This window comes from Metabacillus herbersteinensis, assembly GCF_042433335.1.
GTDB classification, from domain to species: Bacteria; Bacillota; Bacilli; order Bacillales; family Bacillaceae; genus Metabacillus; species Metabacillus herbersteinensis.
Window position 1 is genome coordinate 1 of the sequence record NZ_JBHLVO010000029.1, and the last position, 25,286, is coordinate 25,286.

Consider the following 25,286-nt stretch of genomic DNA (forward strand, 5'->3'; position numbering starts at 1 on the left):
AAAGACTTACCCGTCACAAGAAAAAGGCAGAACATTTTCTAGGTAGAATTTCGGAACAAAATCCCAAACTCTTTAAACATTGGGATATAGGTATCAAACCTACGGCTGAATAATGGGAGCCGGATGAGCTGAGAGGTTCACGTCCGGTTCTGAGAGAGACTACTGGGGAGGTTCCTGTGGTCTACTTGCCTTTTCCCTGAGTTCTCTAAAGTAGAAAAAAAGGTTATTTACGGCAAAATAACAAATAAGATACAAGCAGATTTATATAAAGATGGTATATGGGAAGCTGATTATAAACGAATTAGAATTGTTGCGATTAAGAAAAGATAGTTACTGTTACAGTATGGTATGTTGAACAGACTTGGAATTATGTGATCTATCAAAAGTTGGTCGGCAACCCTCTTTTCCTTATTAAGCTAACATTGCAGTAAAGTTGAATAAAAGGTTACTACAAAAAGATGTAATGTTATACTTTGAGAAAGGGGGAGAATGTATGATATTGGAAGCTGTTATACTTCAAGTAAAACAAGGTATGGAAGAGGAATATGAAGAAGCATTTCGTCAGGCGTCAGAAATCATTTCTGCAATGAAAGGTTACATATCTCACGAATTACAGCGTTGTATGGAAGTTAAGGGGAAATATCTTTTATTGGTGAAGTGGGAAACATTAGAAGACCATACAGTTGGATTTAGACAATCAACCGAGTATCAAGATTGGAAAAAGCAATTACATCAATTCTATGACCCATTTCCAACAGTTGACCATTTTGAGAAGGTTCATCTTTCATAAGGCATTATTGTTTAAAAAGTGTTCGTTCCTATTTTACCAGGAACGAACACTTTTTCACTAAAGAGGCAGTTTCCTTAACCATGAAAGCCATTGTTAATATCGGTTAAAGGATATATTTGAAAACAACGTACCAGCCTTCAGATATTACTTGATTTCAGTATTCTCGTTATCATAAATGAGGGTACGATTCTTCTCCCCAAGTATAGGTAAATAAAAACTCCATGGCATCATTTATTTGCAACTTCAACAAATTGTTTTCATCTTGTATTGACACTCTTCGCTTTTATATAGAATTACTTTTATTACTCAAGGTTTATCGCCCTTGTTCATGGATTGGGATATTTTTTCCAAAGAAATCTATTTTTTACCGCTATTAGTGAACAGTTCGAGAATACTTTATTAAATTTAAACCACTCGCTGGCTCCATTTTTTTACATGTGTTTTTTACTAGAAAAATTTCACCTTTTGTAAAGGTTGATCAACAGGACGAATATTGATGGACAGCTTTAATGTAAGCAATGATGATTAGAGTTCTCAAATCAGGCAAAATAAGCACGGCAATCGAAACCGAATAAAACAAGTAAATTATCTTTGAACGACTGAAAAGGTAATGACGGTTAGATTCTTTTTGACTTAAATGCTCACACCCGCATTTATTAGTTAGGACCAGAAGTTTGACTACTAAAACATTGAATTGTTACGATAGCATAAACTAAGTATTTTGAAGTGACAGGATTGATATATATATAGCATAATAAGTTTATGGATGTTGCTCATTACATTGAATGAAACCAGGCAAATGATGTGAAACCTATGATTGTGTTTAGACTTTAGTACAATTAAATTCTAAATTAAATTGATAATAAAGGAGAAATATAAAATGAATTTTGTTACATTAAACAACGATTTAAAAATGCCACAGCTTGGATTTGGTGTTTGGCAAGTTGAAGATGATCAAGCAACCTCTGCAGTTGCTAAAGCACTTGAAGTAGGCTATACATCAATTGACACGGCGATGATATATAAGAATGAAAAAGGCGTTGGGAAAGCTATTAAAGAATCTTCTGTTCCACGCGAGGAGTTATTTATTACAACAAAAGTTTGGAATAGTGATCAAGGCTATGAAAATACATTACGAGCATTTGATGAAAGCTTAGAAAGATTAGGTCTTGAATATGTTGATCTTTATTTAATCCACTGGCCTACTCCTCAATTTGATGAGTATGTTGATACATATAAAGCATTAGAAAATCTTTATCATGAGGGGCGAGTTAAAGCTATTGGTGTTTGTAACTTTGAAATTGAACATTTAGAACGCATCATAAAGGAATGTGATGTTGTGCCTGTTTTAAACCAAATCGAGTGTCATCCATACCTTGTACAAAATGAGTTAAAAGAGTATTGTGCAAAACATGATATTTTTGTAGAAGCGTGGAGTCCACTTGACCAGGGTGGAGAAGTGTTAAAAGACATAGTTATTGAAAAGATAGCTGAGTCACATAGCAAAACTCCCGCTCAAGTTGTGTTGCGTTGGCATTTGCAAAATAAAACGATTGTCATTCCTAAATCTGTAACACCATCGAGAATAGAAGAGAACTTTAATGTATTTGATTTCGAACTAACTGCGGATGAATTGCAGGAAATTAATCATCTAAATCGCAATAGACGTAAAGGTTCACATCCAAACGAAATGAAAACTCGCTAAGTTTATATAAAAAACAGTGAGTTTCACTTTCTGTTTCAGTCTGTAGTCAAAGCCCATTCCAGCTATCAGCAGGTATGGGCTTTGACGGTTTTTGGGTTATTTGAATAGGTACATGGATGACTTGCCAAAAAGGATCCAGGTATGATCGTTGATAGCAAGAGAGATGACAGACGTCATGCTTTGATAGAATTACGTTAAAAAGAGGACTTTTTATAAGTTGGTTAAAGAATACGAAAGTGATTTAAAAAGTAGCAATATATAAAAGAGGAAACTCATGAAAAAGAAGCCTTTGCTCTATGGAGCAGAGGCTTCTTTAGGGATAGGACTATTTCATGCTAACTGGTTATCTCCGAGGAGTGCTTCTGTAGAATAATGGGAATGATAAATTTAACTAAACTAAAAAGGAGAGAGTTATATGGAGTTTTTAAGTAGAGAAGAGGTTGTTAGAGATTTAACGGATTCAATGCAGTCGATTATGGTTCAATATGATGTTGAAGATATTGGAGTATATGAGGAAGAGGGCGAAGGTAATCAATATTATATGGGGTATACGATTAGAAAAAATGGAAAGGTTTATATGATAAATACTCCATATGTAAAAAATGAAGATCATGAATTAGCTCAACAAAATCAGATATGGACCATTCAAGAGGGAACGGGAGAATCCAAGGGTTATCAGTCTCTTAGCGATGTTTTTAAGAAAATAAATGAAAGGAATTTGCACTAATCTGATTAAGGGATAATCATGTTCAAAAAATATAAAAAAGAAAAAAGGTCCTTTGAGATTAAAAGCGAAAAGGGGAAGAAATATCATGTAGCTAATAATTAATTTGAAAAGAATAAAATTAAAAAAGGTGGAGGTTTATTCACCTTTTTTTGCTATGTAAAAAAGTATATATAAATTTCATCTCAGTAGACCAAAACACCCCTTTTCAGAATAATCATTGACAATGAAAATCATTATCGTTTAATATTGTAATTGCTAATGAAAATCATTATCAATAAAAATGATTTTATAGGAGGATACGATATGTCTACTTTAATTAAACAACCCATTTCCAATAAAACATTGCTTTCCATGCAAAATATCCGTGAATCAAATGCAAGGTCTTACCCTAGACGTTTACCAATAGCGATTAAAAAAGCAGAAGGTGTCATCGTAACGGATATGGATGGAAAAGAATATATTGATTTTTTAGCAGGAGCAGGTACGTTAGCTCTTGGTCATAACCATGCTGTTGTTCATGAAGCGATTCAAGAGGTGCTAGCGAATTCGACTCCTTTACATACATTAGATTTTACGACGCCTGTAAAAGAAGCATTTGTCGATGAAGTATTTGCGATTTTACCAGAGGCATTTGCAAGAAAAGCCAAAATTCAATTTTGCGGACCAACAGGTGGAGATGCAATTGAAGCTGCACTTAAGCTCGTAAAAACAGCAACAGGTAATCGCACAATTTTATCCTTTCAAGGAGGGTATCATGGCTCTACGCACGGCACTTTAAGTATTAGCGGAACAACGAGTCCGAAAAAGCATATTCATGCGCTAGTGCCAGATACGCATTTTTTCCCTTATCCATATGAATATCGCTGCCCGTTTGGAATTGGCGAAAAAGGACATGAGTTTATTAGTACGTATCTTGAAAACACTTTAGATGATCCTGAAAGTGGAATCGTCACACCAGCAGGAATAGTCGTTGAAATTGTTCAAGGTGAAGGCGGATCCGTACCGGCGCCAGTTGAATGGTTAAAACAATTGCGACGCATTACAAAAGAAAGAAACATTCCCCTTATTATTGATGAAGTACAAACAGGCATCGGTCGCACAGGAAAGATGTTTGCATTTGAACATGCTGATATTGAGCCAGACGTGCTCGTATTATCAAAAGCAATTGGCGGAAGTCTACCCCTATCTGTTGTTATTTACGATAAACGTTTAGATCAATGGGAAGCAGGTGCTCATATCGGAACATTCCGAGGCAATCAACTTGCAATGGCAACAGGAAGAGCAACACTACAATTTGTCAAAGAACATCATTTACCCGAACATGCTCATAAACTTGGACAATATATTCAAACACAATTAAAAAACCTTCAGCAACGAGTGAAATCGATTGGTCATGTACGCGGTCGTGGTCTTATGCTTGGTGTTGAAATTGTTGATAAGACAAAGATTCCTAATTCAATCGGAAGTTACCCAGCGGACGGAGAACTTGCAAGAGCTATTCAAAAAGAATGTTTTGACCGCGGCGTCATTTTAGAAGTAGGTGGAAGGCATGGGGCAGTTATTCGCTTCTTGCCGCCGTTAATTGTGACAAAGCAACAAATAGACGAAGTTCTTTTTCGTTTTGAAGACGCGATAAAAGCTGCTGAAAATAAATGGGTGAACTAAAATATGAACTCGTTTAATAAATGGTTTTTATCATCAGCTTCAAATGGCTTAGAGAATTATCATCAGTTTATGACAGAAGCAGTAAAAATAGTTGAGACTCACTATAAAAGTCTTGGAAAGCCCTATGAACATATTGATACCTGTGACATCCAAAAGAATATAAAAAAGCATGTGAAATTTGAAAACGAAGGGAAATCATCGGATGCTGTTTTAACATCAATGCAGCATCTGGTGATGGATCATTCGCTGCATATTTCACATCCGGGTGCGATGGCTCATTTACATTGTCCGCCGATGATACCAGCACTTGCTGCTGAAGTAATCATATCTGCTTTAAATCAATCGATGGACTCATGGGATCAAAGTCCTGTAGCGACTTATATAGAAGACGGTGTCATTCAGGAGATGATTAAAGAAATAGATTATCCCAATGATGCTTCAGGTGTATTTACAAGTGGTGGAACACAATCAAACTATATGGCATTGTTGCTAGCGCGTAATGAATATTGTTCAAACCATTTTTCTATAAATGTAAGCAAACAAGGATTACCAATGGAAGCTAAAAAATTACGAATTTTTTGTTCAGAAAAAGCTCATTTTACGGTACAGCAATCTGCCGCTCAATTAGGGCTCGGTATGGACTCTGTTGTCAGTATAAAAACAAACGAACGCTATGAAATATGCACAGATGCTTTAGACGAAGAAATTGCAAAAGTAAAACAGCAAGGAAATCTCCCTTTTGCTGTGGTGGCAACGATTGGAACGACTGATTTTGGGAGTATAGATTCACTTGGTAAAATATGTAAATTAACCGATAGGGAGAATATATGGTTACATGCGGATGCTGCTTACGGAGGAGCCTTACTATTTTCAAATCAGTATAGTCATCTAATATCTCATCTGAAAAAAGCAGACTCAATTACCATGGATTTTCATAAATGGTTTTATCAGCCTGTTAGCTGCGGTGCATTTTTTGTGAAAAACACTTCTAGTTTTGAACATATCCAGTTGCACGCTGACTATTTAAACCCAGAAGAAGATACACATCTTCATTTAGTTGATCGCAGTATTCAAACGACGAAGAGATTTGATGCATTAAAAGTATGGATGACGTTTCAAACAGTCGGTAAACAAGAGTTTGGTGACATGATTGATCACACGATAAAAATGGCTAAACAAACGGCCGATTATTTACAAAAACGAACGGACATTGAAGCACTTAATAACCCGGTTATGAACGCGATTGTCTTTCGCTATCTTCCGAAGGTTATTTACACAGATAACCAAGAACAAAAATTATACGAAAATGACATAAATCAATCCATTCTGCAGTTGCTCTATGAACAAGGGCAATTGATTATGGCGAAAACAAAGTTTGAAGGAAAGTCCTATTTGAAACTAACGATGTTAAATCCGTTGATTACATTTGATGAAACTGTCAACCGGTTAGATGAAGTAATCAACCTTGGAAAAGAACTCGAAAAAAAGGAGGAGCAATTACGTGAACGCTCAGTTATCGGCTCATTTTAATACAATGCAAAATCTGATCAATTGCTATATTCGTGAAACAGGACAAGGTGTATGGCAATCGGTAAAAGAGAGAACTATTGAAGAAGAGTTAGTAATTAAATTGAAAAAGCAACCTGTCACTTTATATTTTCCCGTAAAATATCGCTCAGTAACAGGGCGTCACTTGTTCAAGCGAGAGTTAAGTTATCAAATTCATCATCATGAGATGCAAAAGCTTGATATTGTGACACTGCTATCACTTTTAATGAAAGAAGTAACGGATAATGTATTACAAGTAAATGATTTAATCGTACGTGTTCTTTTAAGTTATGAAAATATGAATCTATTTATTGAAAAAAGAAAGCAAGAGTTAGAAGAGTGCTACAAGTGGGATAAAACATTTTTACAGTCAGAGCAATCTTTATTAATCGGTCATCAACTTCATCCAACGCCAAAAAGTCGTCAAGGAATTTTACCTGAAGAAGAATCCTTATTTGCACCAGAATTAAAAGGGGGATTTCAACTTCATTACTTTAGAGCGCATGGTGCGCTCGTTAGGGAGCAATCGGCTTACAATCTGACTGCTACAAATATAATTAAAATGCAATTAATGCAAGATGATACGATACCAAAAGAATTTACCTTGCGATATTGTCAAAATGATGAGTATACGCTTATTCCGATGCATCCACTACAAGCTCGTTTTTTACTAGGAAAAGAAGAGGTGGGAAATTGGATTCAACAAGGACACCTCTCATACTTAGGTCCGCAAGGTGAACTGTTTTATCCAACTTCATCTGTTCGTACGTTGTACAGTCCTCGTGCTGATGTAATGTATAAGTTCTCAATTCCCGTTAAAATCACAAACTCTTTACGAGTAAATAAAGTGAAAGAATTGAATCGCGGTGTGGAAGTAACGAGATTACTTCAAGCGAGTATTGAAAGTGAGCTACATGCTCATCATCCTAATTTTCAAATTATCAAAGACCCAGCATACGTTACGTTAGGTGATGAAGAGCTTGGGTTTGAAGTGATGATTCGTGATAATCCGTTTAAAGAAAAAGATGGAAACAACACAACACTTTTAGCAAGTTTATGTCAAGACCACGTAAACGGTGAAGCATCTCAGCTAGCAAACATCATCAACAGGATTTCGAAAAGTGAAATCCTTACAACTGAACAAGTGAGCGAAATTTGGTTTAAGCGTTACATCGAGATTACGTTAAAACCAATGATGTGGCTCTATACGCAAAAAGGAATTGCATTAGAAGCACATCAACAAAATTCAATCATTAAACTAGATCAAGAGGGATATCCATTAACTTTTTATTATCGAGATAATCAAGGCTACTATTTTATGAAATCAAAAGAAGCGGAGTTGCGTGAACTGTTGTCATCATTAAATGGAGAAAGTGATACCGTATGTGAAGATGCTGTTGCTGAAGAGCGATTCCGTTATTACGTATTCTTTAATCATTTATTTGGGCTAGTTAATGCTTTTGGTGTGAGTGAACTTATAGATGAAAAGAAGCTTTTAACACTTTTAAGAGATGAACTTGAACAATATCTTTCTCAAGATCATACAAAGCTCGTTTCTTCGCTTCTTGAAAATAAAGAACTTCCGTGCAAAGCGAATTTATTAACGCGTGTACATGACATGGATGAATTAATTGGGTCTTTAGAAACACAATCGGTTTATGTGAATGTAGATAATCCATTGTATAAGATAGTTGCTGTGAAACAATGACAGCTATGTTACAAACCAATTATCCATATACAATAGAAGACTTTCAAGTGAAACAGGACATTACGTTTCGTCCTGTATCTTTAAAAGAAGATTTTGAACGTTTATACAAATGGATGCATGAACCGCATGTAATACCTTATTGGAAATTGAACATTGATAGAGATGCCTATCAACAGCATCTACAAACATTTTTAAAGGACTCTCATCAACAATTATTAATTGGTGAAATCCAAGGGGTGCCGATGAGCTACTGGGAGTCCTATACGGTCGAAGGAGATGTAATTAGCAAGTACTATTCATACGATCAAAACGATCAAGGGATTCACTTATTAATTGGTGAAACAAGCTATCTAGGTAAGGGCTATATTTATCCATTGCTTTTGACCATTTTGAAGCGGAAATTTGAACTAAACGATACGAAAAGAGTAGTTGCAGAACCGGATATTCGAAATAAAAAAATGATTGCGGTCTTTAAGAAATGCGGTTTTCAGCCTATAAAAGAAGTGAATTTATCTGATAAAACAGGATTACTGCTTAGTTGTGAAAGAAATGTGTTCGAAAGGAGGTGGAGTGAATGGAACAACGGCACATTTTAGACATTATTGGCGTAGGGGTTGGTCCATTTAATTTAGGATTAGCAGCCCTACTTGAAAAAACAGATTGTACATATATATGCTTTGAACAAAAGCCAAAGTTTGATTGGCATCCTGGTATGCTCCTTGAAGGAACGACCTTACAAGTTCCGTTTATGGCTGATATTGTCACAATGGTCGACCCCACAAGTCCATATAGTTTTTTAAATTATTTACATGAACATGAACGGTTGTATCAATTTTACTTTTTTGAGAAATTTCATATTCCTCGTAATGAATACAATCACTATTGTCAGTGGGTAGCTAACAATTTAAGCGGTTTGCAGTTTAGCAGTGAAGTGAAAAAAATAACGCTTCATACAGAAGAAGACACTTATTATGAAGTAACGATTCAACAAGGAGAGGTCACTAAATCTTATTACAGTCGTCATGTTGTGATGGGAGTTGGGACGAAACCAATGATTCCAAAGGACTTTCAATCGATGCAAAGCGATCAATTTTATCATTCTGCTCACTTTAAAATGAAGCGAGAGCAAACGTTACAAGCAAAAAGTATTACGGTTATCGGTTCGGGCCAAAGTGCAGCTGAAATTGTGTATGATTTATTACAGCAGCAAAGTGAGCTCAAATATGAGTTGAGTTGGTACACACGTTCCAAAGGATTTTATCCAATGGAATATTCTAAACTTGGTTTAGAGCATTTTTCACCGGACTATACCCGATACTTTTATCATTTGGAACACGAAAAAAAACAACGTGTGTTAAAAAATCAAGCGCTACTTTATAAAGGCATTAGTTTCGAAACGATTAGTGATATTTATGAACTTTTATATGAACGTACGGTTGGCGGTGGAAAAATACCCATTACGATGCAAGCACTAACTGAATTAACGAATATCGAACAAAAAGAAGATCGTCATGAATTAACATTGTATCAATATGAACAAGAGGCTTATCAAAAAACAGTGAGTGACGTGGTGATTATGGCAACCGGCTATCAAAATACCTTGCCTCCCTTTATGGATGAAGTGAAAAATCATTTGCAGTTTGACGGTAATGGTCAGTTAGAAATTGATGAACAATATAAAGTCAAAACAAGTGTTGATGGGGGTTCGTTGTTTATTCAAAATGGTGAACTTCATACGCACGGAGTAGGAGCACCTGATTTAGGGCTTGGTGCTTACCGAAACGCGGTTATTATTAATCAAATTGCCGGAAAAGAAGTTTATAAACTTTATAAGCGAACTGTCTTTCAGCAGTTTGGATTTTAACGAGTAAGGATATGAACGCATAGTCGTAGCCGTATGTGCAATGACGATACGTAACAAACCACTAGAACTTATAAACAAGTAAAGGAGAATGAAGGATGAATATTGTGAAAACCGATCTTTCTATGTTTACAAAACAGTCGTGGGAAAAAGCAAATCAACAGCTGCTTGCGAAAATGCTCCAAGAGTTTATGTATGAACAAATTATTGAACCAAAGGAAATACAAAAACAATTAGATGTGACGATGTATCAATGGGAAGATCAAAAAGGAGTGACGTACACGTATCAAGCAAAAGAAAAGTTATTTGATAGCTTTTATGTTCTTTCTGACACGATACAAGTAACAGCTGAAGGTCGAGAGATTGGACTTTCCAAAGCGCTACAGCTATTGATTGGATTGTCAGAAGAAAAGGGAATGAACAACTCGACAGCAGGACATTTAGCTAAAGAGTATTTTCATACATTAGTTGCAGACTTGCATTTGCAGAACCGAAAATCCGCAGATGAACTGGCTGAAATGGATTATGCCGAGTTGGAAGGTGAAATGACGGGCCATCCGTGGATTACATATAATAAGGGAAGAATTGGGTTTGGCTATGATGACTATGTTCGATTTGCTCCAGAACAGAAGAATCATATTCAGCTGTCATGGATTGCTGTTGCCAAACAAGTAAGTTCATTTCAATCAGTAGCTACGTTGTCATTTGAAAAAGTGATGAAACAAGAACTAAGCGAAAATACACTGAAATCATTTGCCAATCAATTGAATGAACGTCAACTAACACTGAATGATTACTATTACATACCTATTCATGAATGGCAATGGATGAATGTCATCGTTCCACTTTATGCAGAGTATATTTCCAATGACCTAATTGTACCGCTCGGAGAAAGTGTGGACAGTTATTTACCACAACAGTCAATCCGTACATTTGTGAATACGACTCACCGGGGAAAATATCATGTGAAGCTACCAATGAGTATATTAAATACACTTGTTTACCGTGGGTTGCCGAGTGAACGCACTGTTATTGCGCCTCAAGTAACAGAACATATTAAAGGAATTCGAGACCAAGATCCCTTTTTAAAAGATACGTGCAAGATTGGATTGCTTGGTGAAGTAGCAACGTTAAATGTAAGTCATCCAACGTTTACAGAAATAGAAAATGCTCCTTATCAATATTTAGAAATGCTTGGTGTTGTATGGAGAGAAAGTGTCTACGAAGATTTAGGAGAAGAAGAGCAAGCGATTACATTAGCCGCTCTTTTACATGTTGATCATTCAGGAAAAGCGCTTGTTTCAACATACATTCAAAAAGCTGGTTTGACACCACAAGAGTGGATAGATGCTTTGATGAATGCAATACTGCCGCCACTCTTACATTATTTATATCAATACGGTACTGTCTTTTCACCGCATGGTCAAAATACAGTGCTTGTGTTAAAGAACTTTAATCCAGTTCGGATTATTATGAAAGACTTTGTAGATGATGTGAATATAAGTGACCAGCCGTTTGACGAGTTACGTTCTTTATCTGAAGAGTTGAAAACTGTATTAAGAAGTGAGGAACCTGAAGGATTAACGCAGTTTATTTTAACCGGTCTATTTATTTGTCATTTTCGTTATTTAGCGACGATTTTAGAAGAGCAAGAAGGCGTAACCGAACAACAATTTTGGAGCAGTGTTCGTAATGAGATTTTACGTTATCAATCACAATTTCCACAGTTACGAAAGCGATTTGAGTTATTTGATTTACTTCGTCCTACAGTAAATAAATTAACGTTAAACCGAAATCGAATGTTTGACTATGGGTACGAAGATAACGGAGAACGCCCTCATGCAAGTAAATACGGTAAGGTGCGTAATGCGTTACATGAAGTTAGTATATTGGTGAAATAAATTTAAATGTTAAATTTCAAAAAAGGAGCTGTAAAAAAAGTATAAAAATGCCTTTTTTTACAGCCTTACTTTTCAGCCCCATTATTTAGTTGAAAAGAAGAAATATAATGAAAATAAAATTTTAACTATTATTAGGAGATAAAATGTTCAAAAAAATTAAGGCTTGGGCGATGAATCTAAAACGACAGATTTTTATCCTTTACTTTGCTTGTAAAGATGAAAGAGTGCCTTGGTATGCAAAAGTATTTACGGCTTGTGTTGTAGCTTATGCATTCAGTCCGATTGACCTAATACCAGATTTTATACCCATTTTTGGCTACTTAGACGATGTAATTCTCGTTCCAATAGGGATAATGATTGCATTAAAGCTGATACCAAAGAATATATTAACCGACTGTGAAGTTAAGGCAGAGGAAATGATGAGAAACGGTAAGCCAAAGAATTGGATAGTGGGCTCTATAGTAATATTGATTTGGGGCTTAATTATAATATGGGCTATTATTAATAGTTATCGCTTTTTCAACTAAGTGCATTACTTTAAGATGGAGCTGTCATTGCGACAGTTTTTATTTCCACACCCATGAAAATAAAATTCTTCTTAAACCAAAAAAGGCACAGAAAAGCCCAATAAACCAAATCTGGTTTATTGGGCTTTTTTAGTGAGTAAAGATTAATATTAATTTCTTATAAAAAAAGTTTTAACCGTTTTCCTGTAATTTGAAATAAAGTTTGATAATTTTGAAAAAGCTATACCTATAATGGGTTTTGCTAGAACCTCTCCTGATTCACCTAATTCCGTGGTAGAAAGGGTATTATCAACGTCATCAGTCGCCTTTTATGACTCAGCATACTTGTTTAATTTATCAACTTACATACTATATTTTGCATAAAGTGTCTGAGCAATCAAATCTTCGGATAGGGTGAAAAAATGATAATCAAACAACTTGCGTATAATATGCGATCAAAGTTTTGGTATTTGCCATCGATCTATAGTGTATTCGCTCTTCTTCTAGCAATTGGGAGTATGATAATCGATCGTTTCTTTGCTACTCATCCGTCACTATACGAGTTAATACCCTCAATCTTTTTATCTGATTTAAACCTGTCGCAAACGATTTTGAGCTCAATTTCTACTTCTTTACTAACAATGACGACAATTACCTTTTCTTCTATTTTATTAGTTTTAACGACCTTTTTATCACAATTTTCTCCTCGAGCTCTGCAGAACTTTATTACTGATCATCATACACAACGGGTTCTTGGTATTTTTGTTGGAGGGTTTATCTATTCGATCATTTTGTTGTTGCTTGTCAGAGATAACTCGGTAAGTAACTTATTCATTGTTCCTACATTCGCAATTATTGTGGCTATTGCCTGTCTTGGCGTCTTTGTTTTTTTTATCAACCACGTTACCACATGGATTAAAGTGAGTAACTTAATTTTTAACATCACAATAAAAACGACACGATCCATTGAAGAAACATTACGAGATAAAAATGTGACAGATACAGAATCTCCTTGGGAGGACTGGGAGAGTGAAGAAATCAAAACGATAGAACCATATGAGTGCAAAAGTTTGAAATCCGGTTATGTGCAATTTATCGAACTAGAAAAACTACTCAAACTGGCCACTGATGAAGATTGCATTATCCGAATTGAAAAGGATTTAGGAGACTACGTAGACCTAGATACACCACTGCTATCCATTTGGAGAGTTGAGAATGTAAGAAATCTTGATGACTACTACAATAAGATCTCAATTATCACAGATCAGGAGCCTGTAAAGGACATTGAGTTTGGGATTCAAAAGCTGGTTGAAATTGCTTTACGAGCGATTTCTCCAGCAATAAACGATCCGTATACCGCAATTAATAGCATTGAACATTTGGCTAGAATGCTTTCAAAACTGGGTAAGAAAGAACTTCAAACATCCTTTCATCACGATTCTTTAAATAATTTACGGATTATTTTTGATAAGCCTACCTTTGATGACTATTTATATGAAAGCTTTTTTCAAATTAGACATTATGGAAAGGAGGATATTTCCATTGTGGTATCCGTAATAAAAGCATTAACCTTTATTGCTGAAAGTAACACAAAAGAGATAAAAGAAAAGATTTGGAGTTTCTCTTCCTATATTATTGAAGGACTTGAACAGAATAACTGGCTAACTAGAGATAAAGCATTTATTAATACACATTTGCGTGTTTTGGCGAAAACCTGTAGTAAACAACGATTGCTAAAGGAAATATAATAGGTTTATCTCTCGCTGGTCCTTGCCTGCACAATAAAAAAGGGGTAAGATTTAGAAAAATGGAAAAGAGGGAATAAAATTGCTAATCGAAAATTTAAAACTCGGGATACGTTATGAAAACCTGGGGGCTGCCACAGTCGATAAGAGTCCGAGTGAATTGGTCATCACTGATAACAATGGGGAAACTTATTACATAGTAACACGGGAAGTATACCAGGATGGTCCACAACAACGAGGTTATAAAGTCATTGTTAACGAAGGAGAGTAATGCTACTCTCCTTTTTTTAATGAGCTAGAGCAATCATGAGATATAACGTTGATCGCTTTTTTCTTATTTAAGTACGAAGCAGTATAGTTCAATTGAATCAAATATAATTTCATAAATATTGGAGGAATTTCTTCAATAAAAGGTTATATATCGCACGAACTTCAACGTTTTATGGAATTTGAGGTGAGATATCCTAGTATTGGTAAAATAGGAAGCACTAAAAGACCATACAGTTGGTTTTAGGCAATCAGAAGAATATCAAGAATGGCAAAAACAATTACATCATTTCTATGCCCCATTTCCAACAGTTGAACATTTTGAAAGAATTCATCTTTCATAGAGACTTCTTCAACTACCAAGAGCATTACTGTATACTACGGTAATGCTCTTTTCTTCTTAAAGTAACGGTTCCTGAGGCACGTAACAAGGAGGGAGGGTAATCTTGATCTTTTCCACTTTGACGATCAACTCCTTTATAAAAGGTAAAGATAGATTAAAAGCGGGGTAATCAAGGTCATGAACAGTGCTGAAGTAATCATGGCGATGCTTCCCATGGCTCCTTCCAATTCACCCCACTCAAACGCGCGATTTGCTCCAATTGCTTGGGCCGAAGTACCTAATGCGAGTCCTTTTGCAATTTTGCTTCTGATACGACAGATTTTTAAAAGCAACGGACCAGTAACAAGAGAAAAAACAGCTGAAATGACTACAAATAATACAGTAAGAGACGGAATTCCACCCAGCGACTGAGAAATAGACAAGGCAATAGGGACAGTAACCGATTTCGGTATAAGAGAAAGCATCATTTCTTGATTCAAATGTACTACTTTAGCCAACAGTACAATGGAGATGACTCCTGTTAACGTACCTACCATCACGGCACAACCAATGATCAAGAGATATTTTTTGATTAATTTTATTTGTTTGTATAAAGGTACGGCTAGAGAAACAGTGGCTGTTCCTAAAAGTAGCGAGAAAATTCCAGTCCCAGATGTATAATATGAGAAGTCCACATGAAAAAAAGACAGTAGACAGATGATGGAAACCGTAACGGTATATAACGGATTTAGCCAAGATTTATTAAATCTTCGAAAAACCCTAATCCCAATCACATAACTTATAGAGGTGATAATGGTACATAAGAGAAGATTATCAATCAATGTTACCATTCTGTTTGCTCCTTTTACTTTTGACTTCGTAATACTCAGCGATATAAGCAGTAACAAGAAGTACTACCAAACTACTTGTTACCAAGATGGCAGCCAATTTTAATCCCTCCATTTGAAAACTACTTGTATAGTGCAAAACACCGACAGCAAAAGGAATAAAAAGAAGTGTAATATGTTTGATATGCAACTGAGCAACAGCTTCTACCCATCTTAGTTTACAAACACCCATCAACAATGCAATAAACAGTAATACCATACCGATGATGCTTCCAGGGATAGGAAGGTCTAATAGTATCACGAGACTATTACCGACAAGATAGATAAAAAGAATTGTGAAAAACTGAGCAATGAAATGCACCAATTGACTTACACCTCCAGTTATGGAATGACGACATCAAAAATTTTTATTTCTTAGAAATTCAGTATGCATCGTAATGGTCTAATGTCAGTATGTCATACAGTTAAAAGTCTTTCCTCTAATTTGTGAGATTTTATTACTTGGAATTTTCAATGATGGGTAAATTTTTGTTAGATTATATTACTCTTTCGTTAAGCTTTCCTATAAATATGAAATTGACGATGTTTGGACCGATAATGAGATATCACTCAATCTAAAACAAACGAAGCTATTAAAAATGCTAGAAATAGCAAAAAAGTACAGAAGTTAAAAAAATTCTGATTATTCAGTATTGGTAAAATAGAGTAGAAATGCTTAACATTGGTGATGAGATATCGCAAAAATGTAAGCGTTTATAAATTTAAAAAAGGGTGAGGGATATGTTAAAAAAAATGAAAAAGAAAAGAAGGCAGAAGGCATTAGCAATTGCACTTGCTTCTGGCGTAGTCATTTCGGGACTTAGCTTTGAATCTGTTATAACCGAAAATAGCGCATCCGCACAGATACACGGGATTACAAAAAATGGATATAAAAATGTGGAAGTACAGCAGGTTTCTACTCCTCAGCTAGTAGATGAAGCGTCAATTGATTCTGTTGTTGCAGAAATGACATTACAAGAAAAATCCTTTTTGGTTGTTGGTGGTAATAAAGGAGGGCTAACCGATGAAAATGGAGAAATAATTGGTGGACAAGCAACTAAGGTTCCAGGAGCTGCCGGACAAACCCAAGCAATACCTCGGTTAGGCATCCCTGCAATTGTAATGGCTGATGGACCTATGGGAGTTAGAATAAATGCTACTAGAACGAACGATGACAAAACCTATTACGCTACCAAATTCCCATCACCAACCGTTTTAGCCTCTACATGGGATACTAAATTGGTCAAAGAAGTTGGCGGTGCAACAAGCGATGAAATGAAGGCATATGGTATCGATCTACTTCTTGCCCCAGGAATGAATATTCAGAGTTACCTTCTAAACGGCAGAAATTTTGAGTATTTCTCAGAAGATCCTGTTGTTACTGGAAAAATGGCAACCGCATTCGTAAATGCTGTTGAAGATAATGGTGTAGGTACAACCATTAAGCATTTTGCTGCTTTTAACCAACGAACAAACAACAATGGAAATATGGTTGTCAGTCAAAGGGCCTTAAGAGAAATTTACCTAAAAGGTTTTGAAATGACTGTAAAAGAAGCTGATCCATGGACGATTATGGATTCCTACAATCAGGTAAATGGTACTTATGCAACGGAAAACAAAGAATTATTAACCGATGTATTGAGAAAAGATTTTGGTTTTACCGGCTTTGCTATGACGGATTGGGAATTTGGAGCAAGAAATATTGTTAAGCAGGTGGAAGCAGGAACAAACTTATTTATGCCTGGTAGTGCTGCTCAGTCACAAAGTATTATTGATTCTGTTAATAACGGTAGTTTGGATGAAGCTATTCTAGACCGAAATGTTAAAGAAATACTACGTATTGTGGTTAAAACACCTACTTTTAAAGGAGCAGTAGCTTCAAATAACCCTGATCTTGAAGCAGGTGCAAAAGTTGCACGAAAAGCTGCTGCTGATGGTATGGTCCTACTTCAAAATAAAAAATCAGCATTACCGATTCAAAATAATGTAAGTGCTTCCTTATTTGGCGTGCCAATCAGTGAAATTAATACAGGTGGAAGAGGAAGTGCACTAGTAAATGCTCAAAATCAAATTGGAATTACAAAAGGACTAAAAAATGCAGGGTTCACTTTAAATGAGTCACTTATCGAAAAATACGGTGAATATGTTTCAGACTTAAGAAGTCAAGATGCGTATAAAGGTACACCAGGTACATTTGGTTCAGTTGGACCCAAACTGCCTGAAATGGATATTAGTGAAGATGTCCTAGAAGCAGCTAAAAATACAGATGTTGGTATTGTAGTTATTGGAACAGCTCCTGGGTCTTATGCAAATGACCGTGCTCAAGAAGACTTCTACCTATCCGAATCTCAACAAGAAATGGTCGAAAATGTTTCAAATGCCTATCGTGCCAAAGGAAAGAAAGTCATTGCTGTATTAAATGTAGAAGGACCGATAGAAGTGGAAAGCTGGAAAGATAGAGTAGATGGAATTGTACTTGCGTGGCAGCCAGGTCAAGAACTAGGAAATGCAGTTGCTGATGTTTTAACTGGGAAAGTAAATCCATCTGGTAAACTCCCACAAACATTCCCAGTGGACTACAGCGATCTCCCTTATGCGGATCGATATCCTGGATCTGCCAGTGGCTTCCCGTATGAAGAAGATATCTATGTGGGATATCGTTACAATTCAACATTTAATGTAAAGCCTTCCTATGAATTTGGCTTTGGATTATCCTATACAACATTCGACTATAGTAAGGTAAGGGTGACAAATAACGGTAATTTTAAAAATAAAATTACTGTTCATGCTACAGTTAAAAATACAGGTGATACTACAGGAAGAGAAGCTGTTCAAGTTTATGTCTCTGCACCTGATGGTAAATTAGAGAAACCAGAGCTCGAATTAAAAACTTTTGCAAAAACTGAAAACCTTCGTCCAGGTAAAAAGGAAAATCTTAAGTTTGAATTAGATGCGAAAGATTTAGCATCATTTAATGAAGACTTATCAGCTTGGATTGTTGAAAAAGGTAGCTATGAAGTTAGAGTTGGTGCGTCCTCAGAAAACATAAAAGACATAGCAACTTTTAAAGTAGATAAAGATATTATCGTCGAAAAAGTTAGCGATGTATTAGAACCACAAGTTGAATTTGAACGTCTATCAAAATATTAATAAAGATGACATACATCACTCAAATTCAGTTTGATCACACAAGATAACGCGGAGCCTCTAAGGGGGCACGTCCTTAGCACAAGAAAGTTGGTGCAAATAATGCTGCTGACAAACACGCCCATCATACTTACCACTACCAGAAAGTGGTATATGGAATTTAGATGCTTATATGGGAGATAAACTATTCGGATCCGTATTTGTGAAAGTTCATTAGATAAATATCTGACTGAACAACGGGTTTTTCCAAGAAGGAACAATCTTTTTTAATACTCATTTAATTAGAGAGGATCTTCAAGAATTGGGCGCTTATCTGTTATAAGGTAAGTGTCTTTTTCATTGAAAAAATGATTGATAAAGGCCAATGTATTTGAAATAATTGGTATTAAGCAATCGTGGTATTTAATGAAATAAGGAATATTCGAAATTTACCCGATAAGGGATGAGAGAATGATAAAAGAGAGTTTGAAGTAATAAGTAAACAACCACCAAATATTAGATATGAATACTTTATAAAAATTGTTGTAGCTGCCATAACTGGTGGCTTTTCTTATACACGAAGGGGAGATTACTTATATAAGTAATTTAAGATTGTTTAAAAAGTTCAGTGGATTAACCTGAAGACCCTTAGATTAGAATCTAAGGGTCTTAACTAGCAACCTAAGTATGAGCCTTTTCTAGAGCCAGTTTTATACCAAAACCTATCAGTACAGTACCTGTTATTCCTTCAATAACCGTTTGGGTCTTAGGTTTTTTCATAAAAGCACTAATCTGGTTAAGTAAATAGATATAAAACAAAAACCATATGGCGGTTAATACGGTATAAGTTATTCCCATTAAAAGAAACGGAATAAAAGTGTGGCTCCCCGCATCCACGAACTGCGGAAAGAAGGTTAGGAAAAAGATAGCAACTTTTGGATTAACGATGTTGGTTAGGAAACCTTGTTTAAAACAAGACTTGCTTTCATACTTACTTTCGGGAGTCATTTCAGTACTTGCAGCTGCTTGTTTATTCCTTAATGCCCATAATGTCTTGATTCCTATATAAACTAGGTACACCGCACCGACATATTTGAAGATAGAAAATAATAAAGCAGATTTCACAATAATTGCTGAAAGTCCTATAACAGCAGCCAATGTATGAATTAGAAGTGCACAACAAGTACCAAACATAGTTTTAAAACCACCTGTTCTTCCAACAGCGAGTGTATTCTTTGTTGCGATGGCAGTATCTGGACCAGGTAAAATAATTAGAAAAATACACATAATCACAAATAAATAAAAGTTCTCCATTTTATAAACCACCTTTCCAAGTATGATTACTTTAAATAATTGTTAAACTTAATTTACCATAAACATTTTGACAAGTGGGTTTATTTAAAGAAAAACTATTCTTAGTTAACGTGTGCTTGAGCTTAAGATTGTGTTGATTGCGGCAACTCCTTTTCTTATTGTGCTAACGAAGCAGTATAGTTGTGCGGAAATGTTTCTAGTTTAGATGGAGGATGGTTACTCTCTCTGGTAAAGGTTAGACAGTTCCTTTTTGGAACTGAAGGATTATATCGAAGAGTCAAATAACAGAGTAACGTCTTGAAGGGCTCTCTCAAAGTCGAATAGCACCTTAATTTAGTAAGAATGAGAAAAGGCATGAGAATTTACCGTAACAGTTTAACTTTTAACTGTCGAAATCCTACCCGCGGTGTCAAAATAATTAGAAGGAAAACTCACACTGATTGAAGGGTTACTTTATCACACAATAATCTTTACAAATTTTGTTATCTTGCTATTACATTCTAATAGTCTTATTTTTTCTTATTTATGAGGGTATAGTGTGAATTATCTAGAATGCTAATTAGGAGGAGATAAAATTGGTCCAAGATATTCAAACACGTGTAAAAAGCTTAAATTGGGAATGCATTCAGAATGAATTAGATGCGCAAGGATTTGCAAAACTTTCCCCAATTTTAACAAAAGATGAATGCGATTACTTCATGGAACTTTATAGTGAGGAAGAGCCATACAGAACGACAATCAATATGACGAGATATCGCTTTGGAAATGGGGAGTACAAATATTTTTCATATCCATTACCTGAAATAATCCGAAGTTTAAGGGAATCCTTTTATCCTGAGTTAGCCAAAACAGCAAATAGATGGTTAGGTTATTTAAAGAAATCAGAACAGTATCCAGATAATCTTCAAGATTTTTTGGAAAAATGTGAAGAACATGAACAAACTAGACCAACAACCTTAATTTTAAAGTATGAAAAAGGCGGGTTTAATTGCTTGCACCAAGATTTATATGGTGACGTATTTTTCCCATTTCAAATCGTATTTATATTAAATCAAAGAGATAAAGACTTTTGCGGTGGAGAATCTCTATTGGTAGAACAAATTCCTCGTGCTCAGAGTAGAGGGCATGTGATTACCTTGGAACAAGGGTGTGCGCTTATCTTTCCTACTAACCATAGACCTGCTCTTGGCAAAAAAGGCTATTACAAAAATACAGTTCGTCATGGTGTAAGTACTGTTACCTCTGGAGAACGATATGGTCTTGGAATCATTTTTCATGATTCTAAATAAATTATAAATTCAATATCTTGCTATTTTATCCCTAAAATCATCATTCTGAATTTTTAAGGGGGATAATGTAAGGAGAGGTGAGGTAAATGACGGACAGTATCAATAATGGATTTCAAGAGAGTCATGATTATGGAGTGATTATCAGATGAAGAGTGGCAAGCAATCATAGACAATGATGCATCGTACAATGATCAATTTTTCTATGCTGTAAAGACCACGGGGATTTTCTGTAAACCGTCATGCAAATCCCGCGTTCCGAAAAAAGAGAATGTACATATTTTTCAAAACGCAGAACAAGCTCTTAATGCTAATTTTCGCCCTTGTAAACGTTGCAAGCCTACTAATGAGAGATTGCCTGATAGTGAATGGGTTTCTCTTATTACTGACTACATTGATAAGAATTTCACAGAAAAATTAAAACTAGAAACGTTAGCAGATATTGCTCACGGGAGTCCATATCATCTGCATCGAACGTTTAAAAAGATTAAGGGCATTACGCCAGTTGAATATATACAACAGGTTAGATTAAACTTGGCTAAAGATTTTTTGATTCAAACAAATAAAGCTATTTTGGATATCGCCATATGTGTAGGGATGCCTAACACGCCCTATTTCATTACTTTATTTAAAAAGAAAACCGGACATACGCCAGCACAATATCGTCAGTTACATCACCAAATGAATAAAACGGAGGGATTATAAATGGAATCAAAGAATAAGCCAACCCTTTATTGGTCTTTGCTAAAGTATAAAGATTGGAATTTTTATATTGCTTCAACATCTAATGGGCTTTGCTATGTTGGCTCCCAGAACATTACATTGGAGGAAATGTCCGAATGGGCTAAGAAAAGCTTTCCTGGGAGTCCTCTTGTTGAAGAACCTGAAAAGCTTGAACCCTATGCGGTTGAAATCATTGAGTATCTTGACGGAACACGGAAAACTTTTACTGTTCCATTTGATTACAATGGGACAGCATTCCAGCTTGCAGTCTGGAACGCACTTTGTGAGATTCCGTACGGACAGACAAAATCCTATACCGACATTGCAAACGTTATTAATAAACCAGCAGCTGTTCGTGCTGTAGGGGCGGCGATTGGTGCTAATCCAGTTTTAATTACTGTACCGTGTCATCGTGTAGTAGGTAAGAATGGCACATTAACTGGCTATCGCGGCGGATTAGAAATGAAGACTCAGCTTTTGGATCTGGAAAGACAAGGCTCATCTAGTAATGAGTGAATTTCTTGTACAATGAAGTATCTATAGATTCAAAAAGATCGATCTCATAGATTATCAATATAATTGTATAACATCTATTTAAACCTTATTAAACGGCCTAAAATGAACTTGTGGAGGTTATGTTCCTCAAGTTAAATTTTTTTTCATATTTAATTAAACACAGTTACTCTATATTTGAAAGTTTACAAATAATTTACAATCAATTCATAATCACTACATATAAGTGCTTTATTATATAAGTGTAATGTTATATAATGATATAGGAGGATGGTTATGCTTACCAAACCATGTGGAGAATTTGGAGAGTTTATCCGTTATAACCGAGAAAAAAACTTTATTTCGGAAGAAAGTATTGCCATGTTATTAAATACATTAATCTCTTTTATTAAGCGCATGGAACGTGGGGAAGTACATCCAACGGATACGTTTATCACAGAAATCTTAAAAATTCTTAGTATCCCTTTTGATGAACTGAAAGCAAAGATTTGGTGCGATCCTCCAAATAATCTCTGTTCATAATAAAGGAGTTAGTAAAGACAAGGAGGGATGTTAAATGGAAGTGACTTCAACTCTTGATATTCAAAAAGTTGCTCAAATTCTCAAATTGCTTGGGGATAAAACAAGGCTCACCATGATGAAATTGCTCGAAAGCAATGACTGCTGTGTTTGTGAATTTGTTGAGATTTTCAAAACAAGTCAGCCGGCAATTAGTCAGCATTTGCGTAAACTTCGTGATGCAGGATTGGTAAAAGAAAAACGAAAAGGTCAATGGATTTTTTATTCTACAAATAAAGAAAATGAGTATTATCCTTTCATCAAAGGATTATTAGCGTATTTACCTACACAAGATAACTTATTAACAGACTTAGAATCACAAGGATTAAGAATCTCTTGTGAATAGAGAGGGGAAGAAAGATTGACTTCAGTTATATTAGCATCAGTAATTTTCCTTTTAACTCTCATCTTGGTCATTTGGCAACCTAAAAACCTTTCCATAGGCTGGTCAGCCTGTGGTGGAGCTATTGTTGCTTTATTAGTTGGAGTAGTTGATTTTGGAGACGTAATTGATGTTACCTCAATTGTTTGGAATGCAACACTGGCATTTATTGCAATTATTATCATCTCTCTGATCTTAGATGAGATTGGTTTCTTTGAATGGTCTGCTTTACATACGGCTAGAGCAGCAAAAGGAAACGGCGTTAGAATGTTTATTTATGTGACAATATTAGGGGCACTTGTGGCGGCGTTCTTCGCGAATGACGGTGCCGCACTCATTTTAACTCCGATAGTTCTTGCAATGGTTCGAAACCTGAACTTTGAAGAAAAAATGGTGTTTCCATTTATCATTGCGAGTGGGTTTATAGCCGATACAACATCTCTACCTTTAGTGGTGAGTAACTTAGTTAATATTGTATCTGCTGATTACTTTGATATTGGTTTTATTGAATATGCTACACACATGATTGTTCCTAACTTTTTTGCGTTAGGAGCCAGTATTTTAGTTTTATTTTTATTTTTCCGAAAAAGCATTCCAAGAAATTATAATCTTGGCGACTTAAAAACACCTAAAGAAGCAATTAAGGACGAGAAAATGTTCCGCTTATCATGGGCTGTGTTAGCAATTTTACTCATTGGGTACTTTATTGGTGAGTTCTTACATATTCCGGTATCCATTGTTGCAGGGGTTGTCGCCCTCTTTTTCTTAGCCATGGCTAGACGAAGCCCAGCCGTTCAAACGAAAAAAGTTCTTAAAGGAGCTCCATGGGCGATCGTTTTCTTCTCAATTGGAATGTATGTCGTCGTGTACGGTCTCAGAAATGCCGGATTAACATCTGTTTTGGCTGATGTGATTCAAATGGCAGCTGATCAAGGATTGTTTGTTGCTACTATTTCAATGGGTTTCATCGCTGCAATCTTATCTTCAGTAATGAACAACATGCCAACGGTCATGATTGATGCATTAGCAATTTCAGATACAGATACTTCTGGCACCTTAAGAGAAGCTTTAATTTATGCAAACGTTATTGGTTCCGATTTAGGACCTAAGATTACTCCAATAGGCTCTCTCGCCACACTATTATGGCTCCACGTATTGAGCCTAAAAGGCGTTAAGATATCATGGGGCACTTACTTTAAAACAGGTATTATTTTAACAATTCCAACCTTGTTTATTACACTTGTTGGACTCTATTTATGGCTACTCATTATCTAAACATCAAACTCAACTTAAAAGGAGACAACAATTATGTCTAAAAAAACAATCTACTTCTTATGTACTGGAAACTCTTGCAGAAGCCAAATGGCTGAAGGTTGGGCTAAGAAACATTTGGGTGAAGAGTGGGATGTAAAAAGTGCTGGACTTGAAGCACATGGCTTGAACCCTAATGCTGTAAAAGCAATGAATGAGGTAGAAATTGATATTTCAAACCAAACATCAGACGTGATTGATCCCAAAATTTTAAACAGTGCCGACCTAATTGTTACACTATGCGGACATGCGGCGGATAATTGCCCAGTTACACCTCCATATATTAAACGCGTGCATTGGGGATTTGATGATCCTGCGAAAGCAGAGGGTACGGAAGAAGAGAAATGGGCGTTCTTCCAGCGCGTACGTGATGAAGTCGGTGAAAGAATTGAGCGTTTTGCTAAGACTGGTGAATAAATAAAACAGAAAAGCCGTGAGTTG

Annotated in this window: 22 protein-coding genes and 2 pseudogenes; 21 read left to right on the plus strand and 3 right to left on the minus strand. The window is 35.7% G+C overall.

Annotated features, from left to right (window positions below; all coding sequences use genetic code 11):
- Positions 1-493: 493 nt before the first annotated feature.
- The 13 genes and pseudogenes from ACFFIX_RS22110 to ACFFIX_RS22170 form a co-directional block, all read left to right on the plus strand.
- Positions 494-790: an antibiotic biosynthesis monooxygenase family protein gene (locus ACFFIX_RS22110; RefSeq protein ID WP_378937885.1), complete on the plus strand. Its 297-nt coding sequence runs from the start codon at positions 494-496 to the stop codon at positions 788-790.
- 880 nt (positions 791-1,670) lie between these two features.
- Positions 1,671-2,495 (plus strand): aldo/keto reductase, encoded by an 825-nt coding sequence (locus tag ACFFIX_RS22115; RefSeq protein WP_378937887.1) that lies wholly within the window; start codon positions 1,671-1,673, stop codon positions 2,493-2,495.
- Positions 2,496-2,910: 415 nt separating this feature from the next.
- Entirely contained in the window at positions 2,911-3,222 is a 312-nt protein-coding gene (locus ACFFIX_RS22120) for a DUF5634 family protein (RefSeq protein ID WP_378937889.1), read from the plus strand.
- Positions 3,223-3,525: 303 nt separating this feature from the next.
- The gene (locus tag ACFFIX_RS22125; protein ID WP_378937891.1) at positions 3,526-4,887 is read left to right on the plus strand and encodes an aspartate aminotransferase family protein; all 1,362 of its coding nucleotides are present in this window, start codon (positions 3,526-3,528) and stop codon (positions 4,885-4,887) included.
- A gap of 3 nt (positions 4,888-4,890) precedes the next feature.
- On the plus strand, positions 4,891-6,417 hold the full coding sequence (locus tag ACFFIX_RS22130) for a pyridoxal phosphate-dependent decarboxylase family protein (protein WP_378937893.1): 1,527 nt from the start codon (positions 4,891-4,893) through the stop codon (positions 6,415-6,417).
- On the plus strand, positions 6,389-8,143 hold the full coding sequence (locus ACFFIX_RS22135) for an IucA/IucC family protein (protein WP_378937894.1): 1,755 nt from the start codon (positions 6,389-6,391) through the stop codon (positions 8,141-8,143). Before ACFFIX_RS22130 ends, ACFFIX_RS22135 begins: the two co-directional genes overlap by 29 nt.
- On the plus strand, positions 8,140-8,739 hold the full coding sequence (locus ACFFIX_RS22140; RefSeq protein WP_378937896.1) for a GNAT family N-acetyltransferase: 600 nt from the start codon (positions 8,140-8,142) through the stop codon (positions 8,737-8,739). The genes ACFFIX_RS22135 and ACFFIX_RS22140 overlap by 4 nt, the downstream gene beginning before the upstream one ends.
- The gene (locus tag ACFFIX_RS22145) at positions 8,718-10,007 is read left to right on the plus strand and encodes a lysine N(6)-hydroxylase/L-ornithine N(5)-oxygenase family protein (protein WP_378937898.1); all 1,290 of its coding nucleotides are present in this window, start codon (positions 8,718-8,720) and stop codon (positions 10,005-10,007) included. The genes ACFFIX_RS22140 and ACFFIX_RS22145 overlap by 22 nt, the downstream gene beginning before the upstream one ends.
- Positions 10,008-10,102: 95 nt before the next feature.
- Positions 10,103-11,905 carry an IucA/IucC family protein gene (locus ACFFIX_RS22150; protein WP_378937900.1) on the plus strand — a complete coding sequence of 601 codons (1,803 nt, stop codon included), beginning with the start codon at positions 10,103-10,105 and terminating at the stop codon, positions 11,903-11,905.
- 143 nt (positions 11,906-12,048) lie between these two features.
- The gene (locus ACFFIX_RS22155) at positions 12,049-12,432 is read left to right on the plus strand and encodes a YkvA family protein (RefSeq protein WP_378937902.1); all 384 of its coding nucleotides are present in this window, start codon (positions 12,049-12,051) and stop codon (positions 12,430-12,432) included.
- 401 nt (positions 12,433-12,833) lie between these two features.
- Positions 12,834-14,159 carry a DUF2254 domain-containing protein gene (locus ACFFIX_RS22160; RefSeq protein ID WP_378937904.1) on the plus strand — a complete coding sequence of 442 codons (1,326 nt, stop codon included), beginning with the start codon at positions 12,834-12,836 and terminating at the stop codon, positions 14,157-14,159.
- A 79-nt stretch (positions 14,160-14,238) separates the two neighbouring features.
- Positions 14,239-14,427: a hypothetical protein gene (locus ACFFIX_RS22165; protein WP_378937906.1), complete on the plus strand. Its 189-nt coding sequence runs from the start codon at positions 14,239-14,241 to the stop codon at positions 14,425-14,427.
- A gap of 126 nt (positions 14,428-14,553) precedes the next feature.
- A pseudogene (locus ACFFIX_RS22170) lies at positions 14,554-14,767 on the plus strand (antibiotic biosynthesis monooxygenase family protein); the annotation flags it as partial.
- A gap of 133 nt (positions 14,768-14,900) precedes the next feature.
- Here the strand turns inward: ACFFIX_RS22170 and ACFFIX_RS22175 are convergent.
- Positions 14,901-15,596 (minus strand): LrgB family protein, encoded by a 696-nt coding sequence (locus ACFFIX_RS22175; RefSeq protein WP_378937908.1) that lies wholly within the window; start codon positions 15,594-15,596, stop codon positions 14,901-14,903.
- The gene (locus ACFFIX_RS22180) at positions 15,580-15,954 is read right to left on the minus strand and encodes a CidA/LrgA family protein (RefSeq protein WP_378938025.1); all 375 of its coding nucleotides are present in this window, start codon (positions 15,952-15,954) and stop codon (positions 15,580-15,582) included. Before ACFFIX_RS22180 ends, ACFFIX_RS22175 begins: the two co-directional genes overlap by 17 nt.
- Before the next feature lie 419 nt (positions 15,955-16,373).
- Between ACFFIX_RS22180 and ACFFIX_RS22185 the strand changes: the two genes are divergently transcribed.
- Positions 16,374-18,782: a beta-glucosidase gene (locus ACFFIX_RS22185; protein WP_378937910.1), complete on the plus strand. Its 2,409-nt coding sequence runs from the start codon at positions 16,374-16,376 to the stop codon at positions 18,780-18,782.
- A 657-nt stretch (positions 18,783-19,439) separates the two neighbouring features.
- Here the strand turns inward: ACFFIX_RS22185 and ACFFIX_RS22190 are convergent.
- Positions 19,440-20,072 (minus strand): LysE family translocator, encoded by a 633-nt coding sequence (locus ACFFIX_RS22190; protein WP_378937912.1) that lies wholly within the window; start codon positions 20,070-20,072, stop codon positions 19,440-19,442.
- 575 nt (positions 20,073-20,647) lie between these two features.
- On the opposite strand from ACFFIX_RS22190, the gene ACFFIX_RS22195 reads away from it, so the two are divergent.
- The 7 genes and pseudogenes from ACFFIX_RS22195 to arsC all read left to right on the plus strand — a co-directional run bounded on the left by ACFFIX_RS22195 (position 20,648) and on the right by arsC (position 25,262).
- Complete coding sequence (locus ACFFIX_RS22195) at positions 20,648-21,361, plus strand: 2OG-Fe(II) oxygenase (protein ID WP_378937914.1); 714 nt, start codon at positions 20,648-20,650, stop codon at positions 21,359-21,361.
- An 86-nt stretch (positions 21,362-21,447) separates the two neighbouring features.
- Positions 21,448-22,063 (plus strand): annotated as a pseudogene (locus ACFFIX_RS22200) (bifunctional transcriptional activator/DNA repair enzyme AdaA).
- Positions 22,064-22,597: a methylated-DNA--[protein]-cysteine S-methyltransferase gene (locus ACFFIX_RS22205; protein WP_378937916.1), complete on the plus strand. Its 534-nt coding sequence runs from the start codon at positions 22,064-22,066 to the stop codon at positions 22,595-22,597. It abuts the pseudogene before it with no gap.
- Between the two features lie 273 nt (positions 22,598-22,870).
- On the plus strand, positions 22,871-23,116 hold the full coding sequence (locus ACFFIX_RS22210; RefSeq protein ID WP_378937918.1) for a helix-turn-helix domain-containing protein: 246 nt from the start codon (positions 22,871-22,873) through the stop codon (positions 23,114-23,116).
- A 34-nt stretch (positions 23,117-23,150) separates the two neighbouring features.
- On the plus strand, positions 23,151-23,498 hold the full coding sequence (locus ACFFIX_RS22215; protein ID WP_378937920.1) for an ArsR/SmtB family transcription factor: 348 nt from the start codon (positions 23,151-23,153) through the stop codon (positions 23,496-23,498).
- Positions 23,499-23,513: 15 nt separating this feature from the next.
- A complete protein-coding gene (locus ACFFIX_RS22220) occupies positions 23,514-24,809 on the plus strand; it encodes an arsenic transporter (protein ID WP_378937922.1) in 1,296 nt (431 codons plus the stop codon).
- Positions 24,810-24,842: 33 nt separating this feature from the next.
- Positions 24,843-25,262 (plus strand): arsenate reductase (thioredoxin), encoded by a 420-nt coding sequence (gene arsC / locus ACFFIX_RS22225; protein WP_378937925.1) that lies wholly within the window; start codon positions 24,843-24,845, stop codon positions 25,260-25,262.
- The last annotated feature ends 24 nt before the right edge of the window (positions 25,263-25,286 follow it).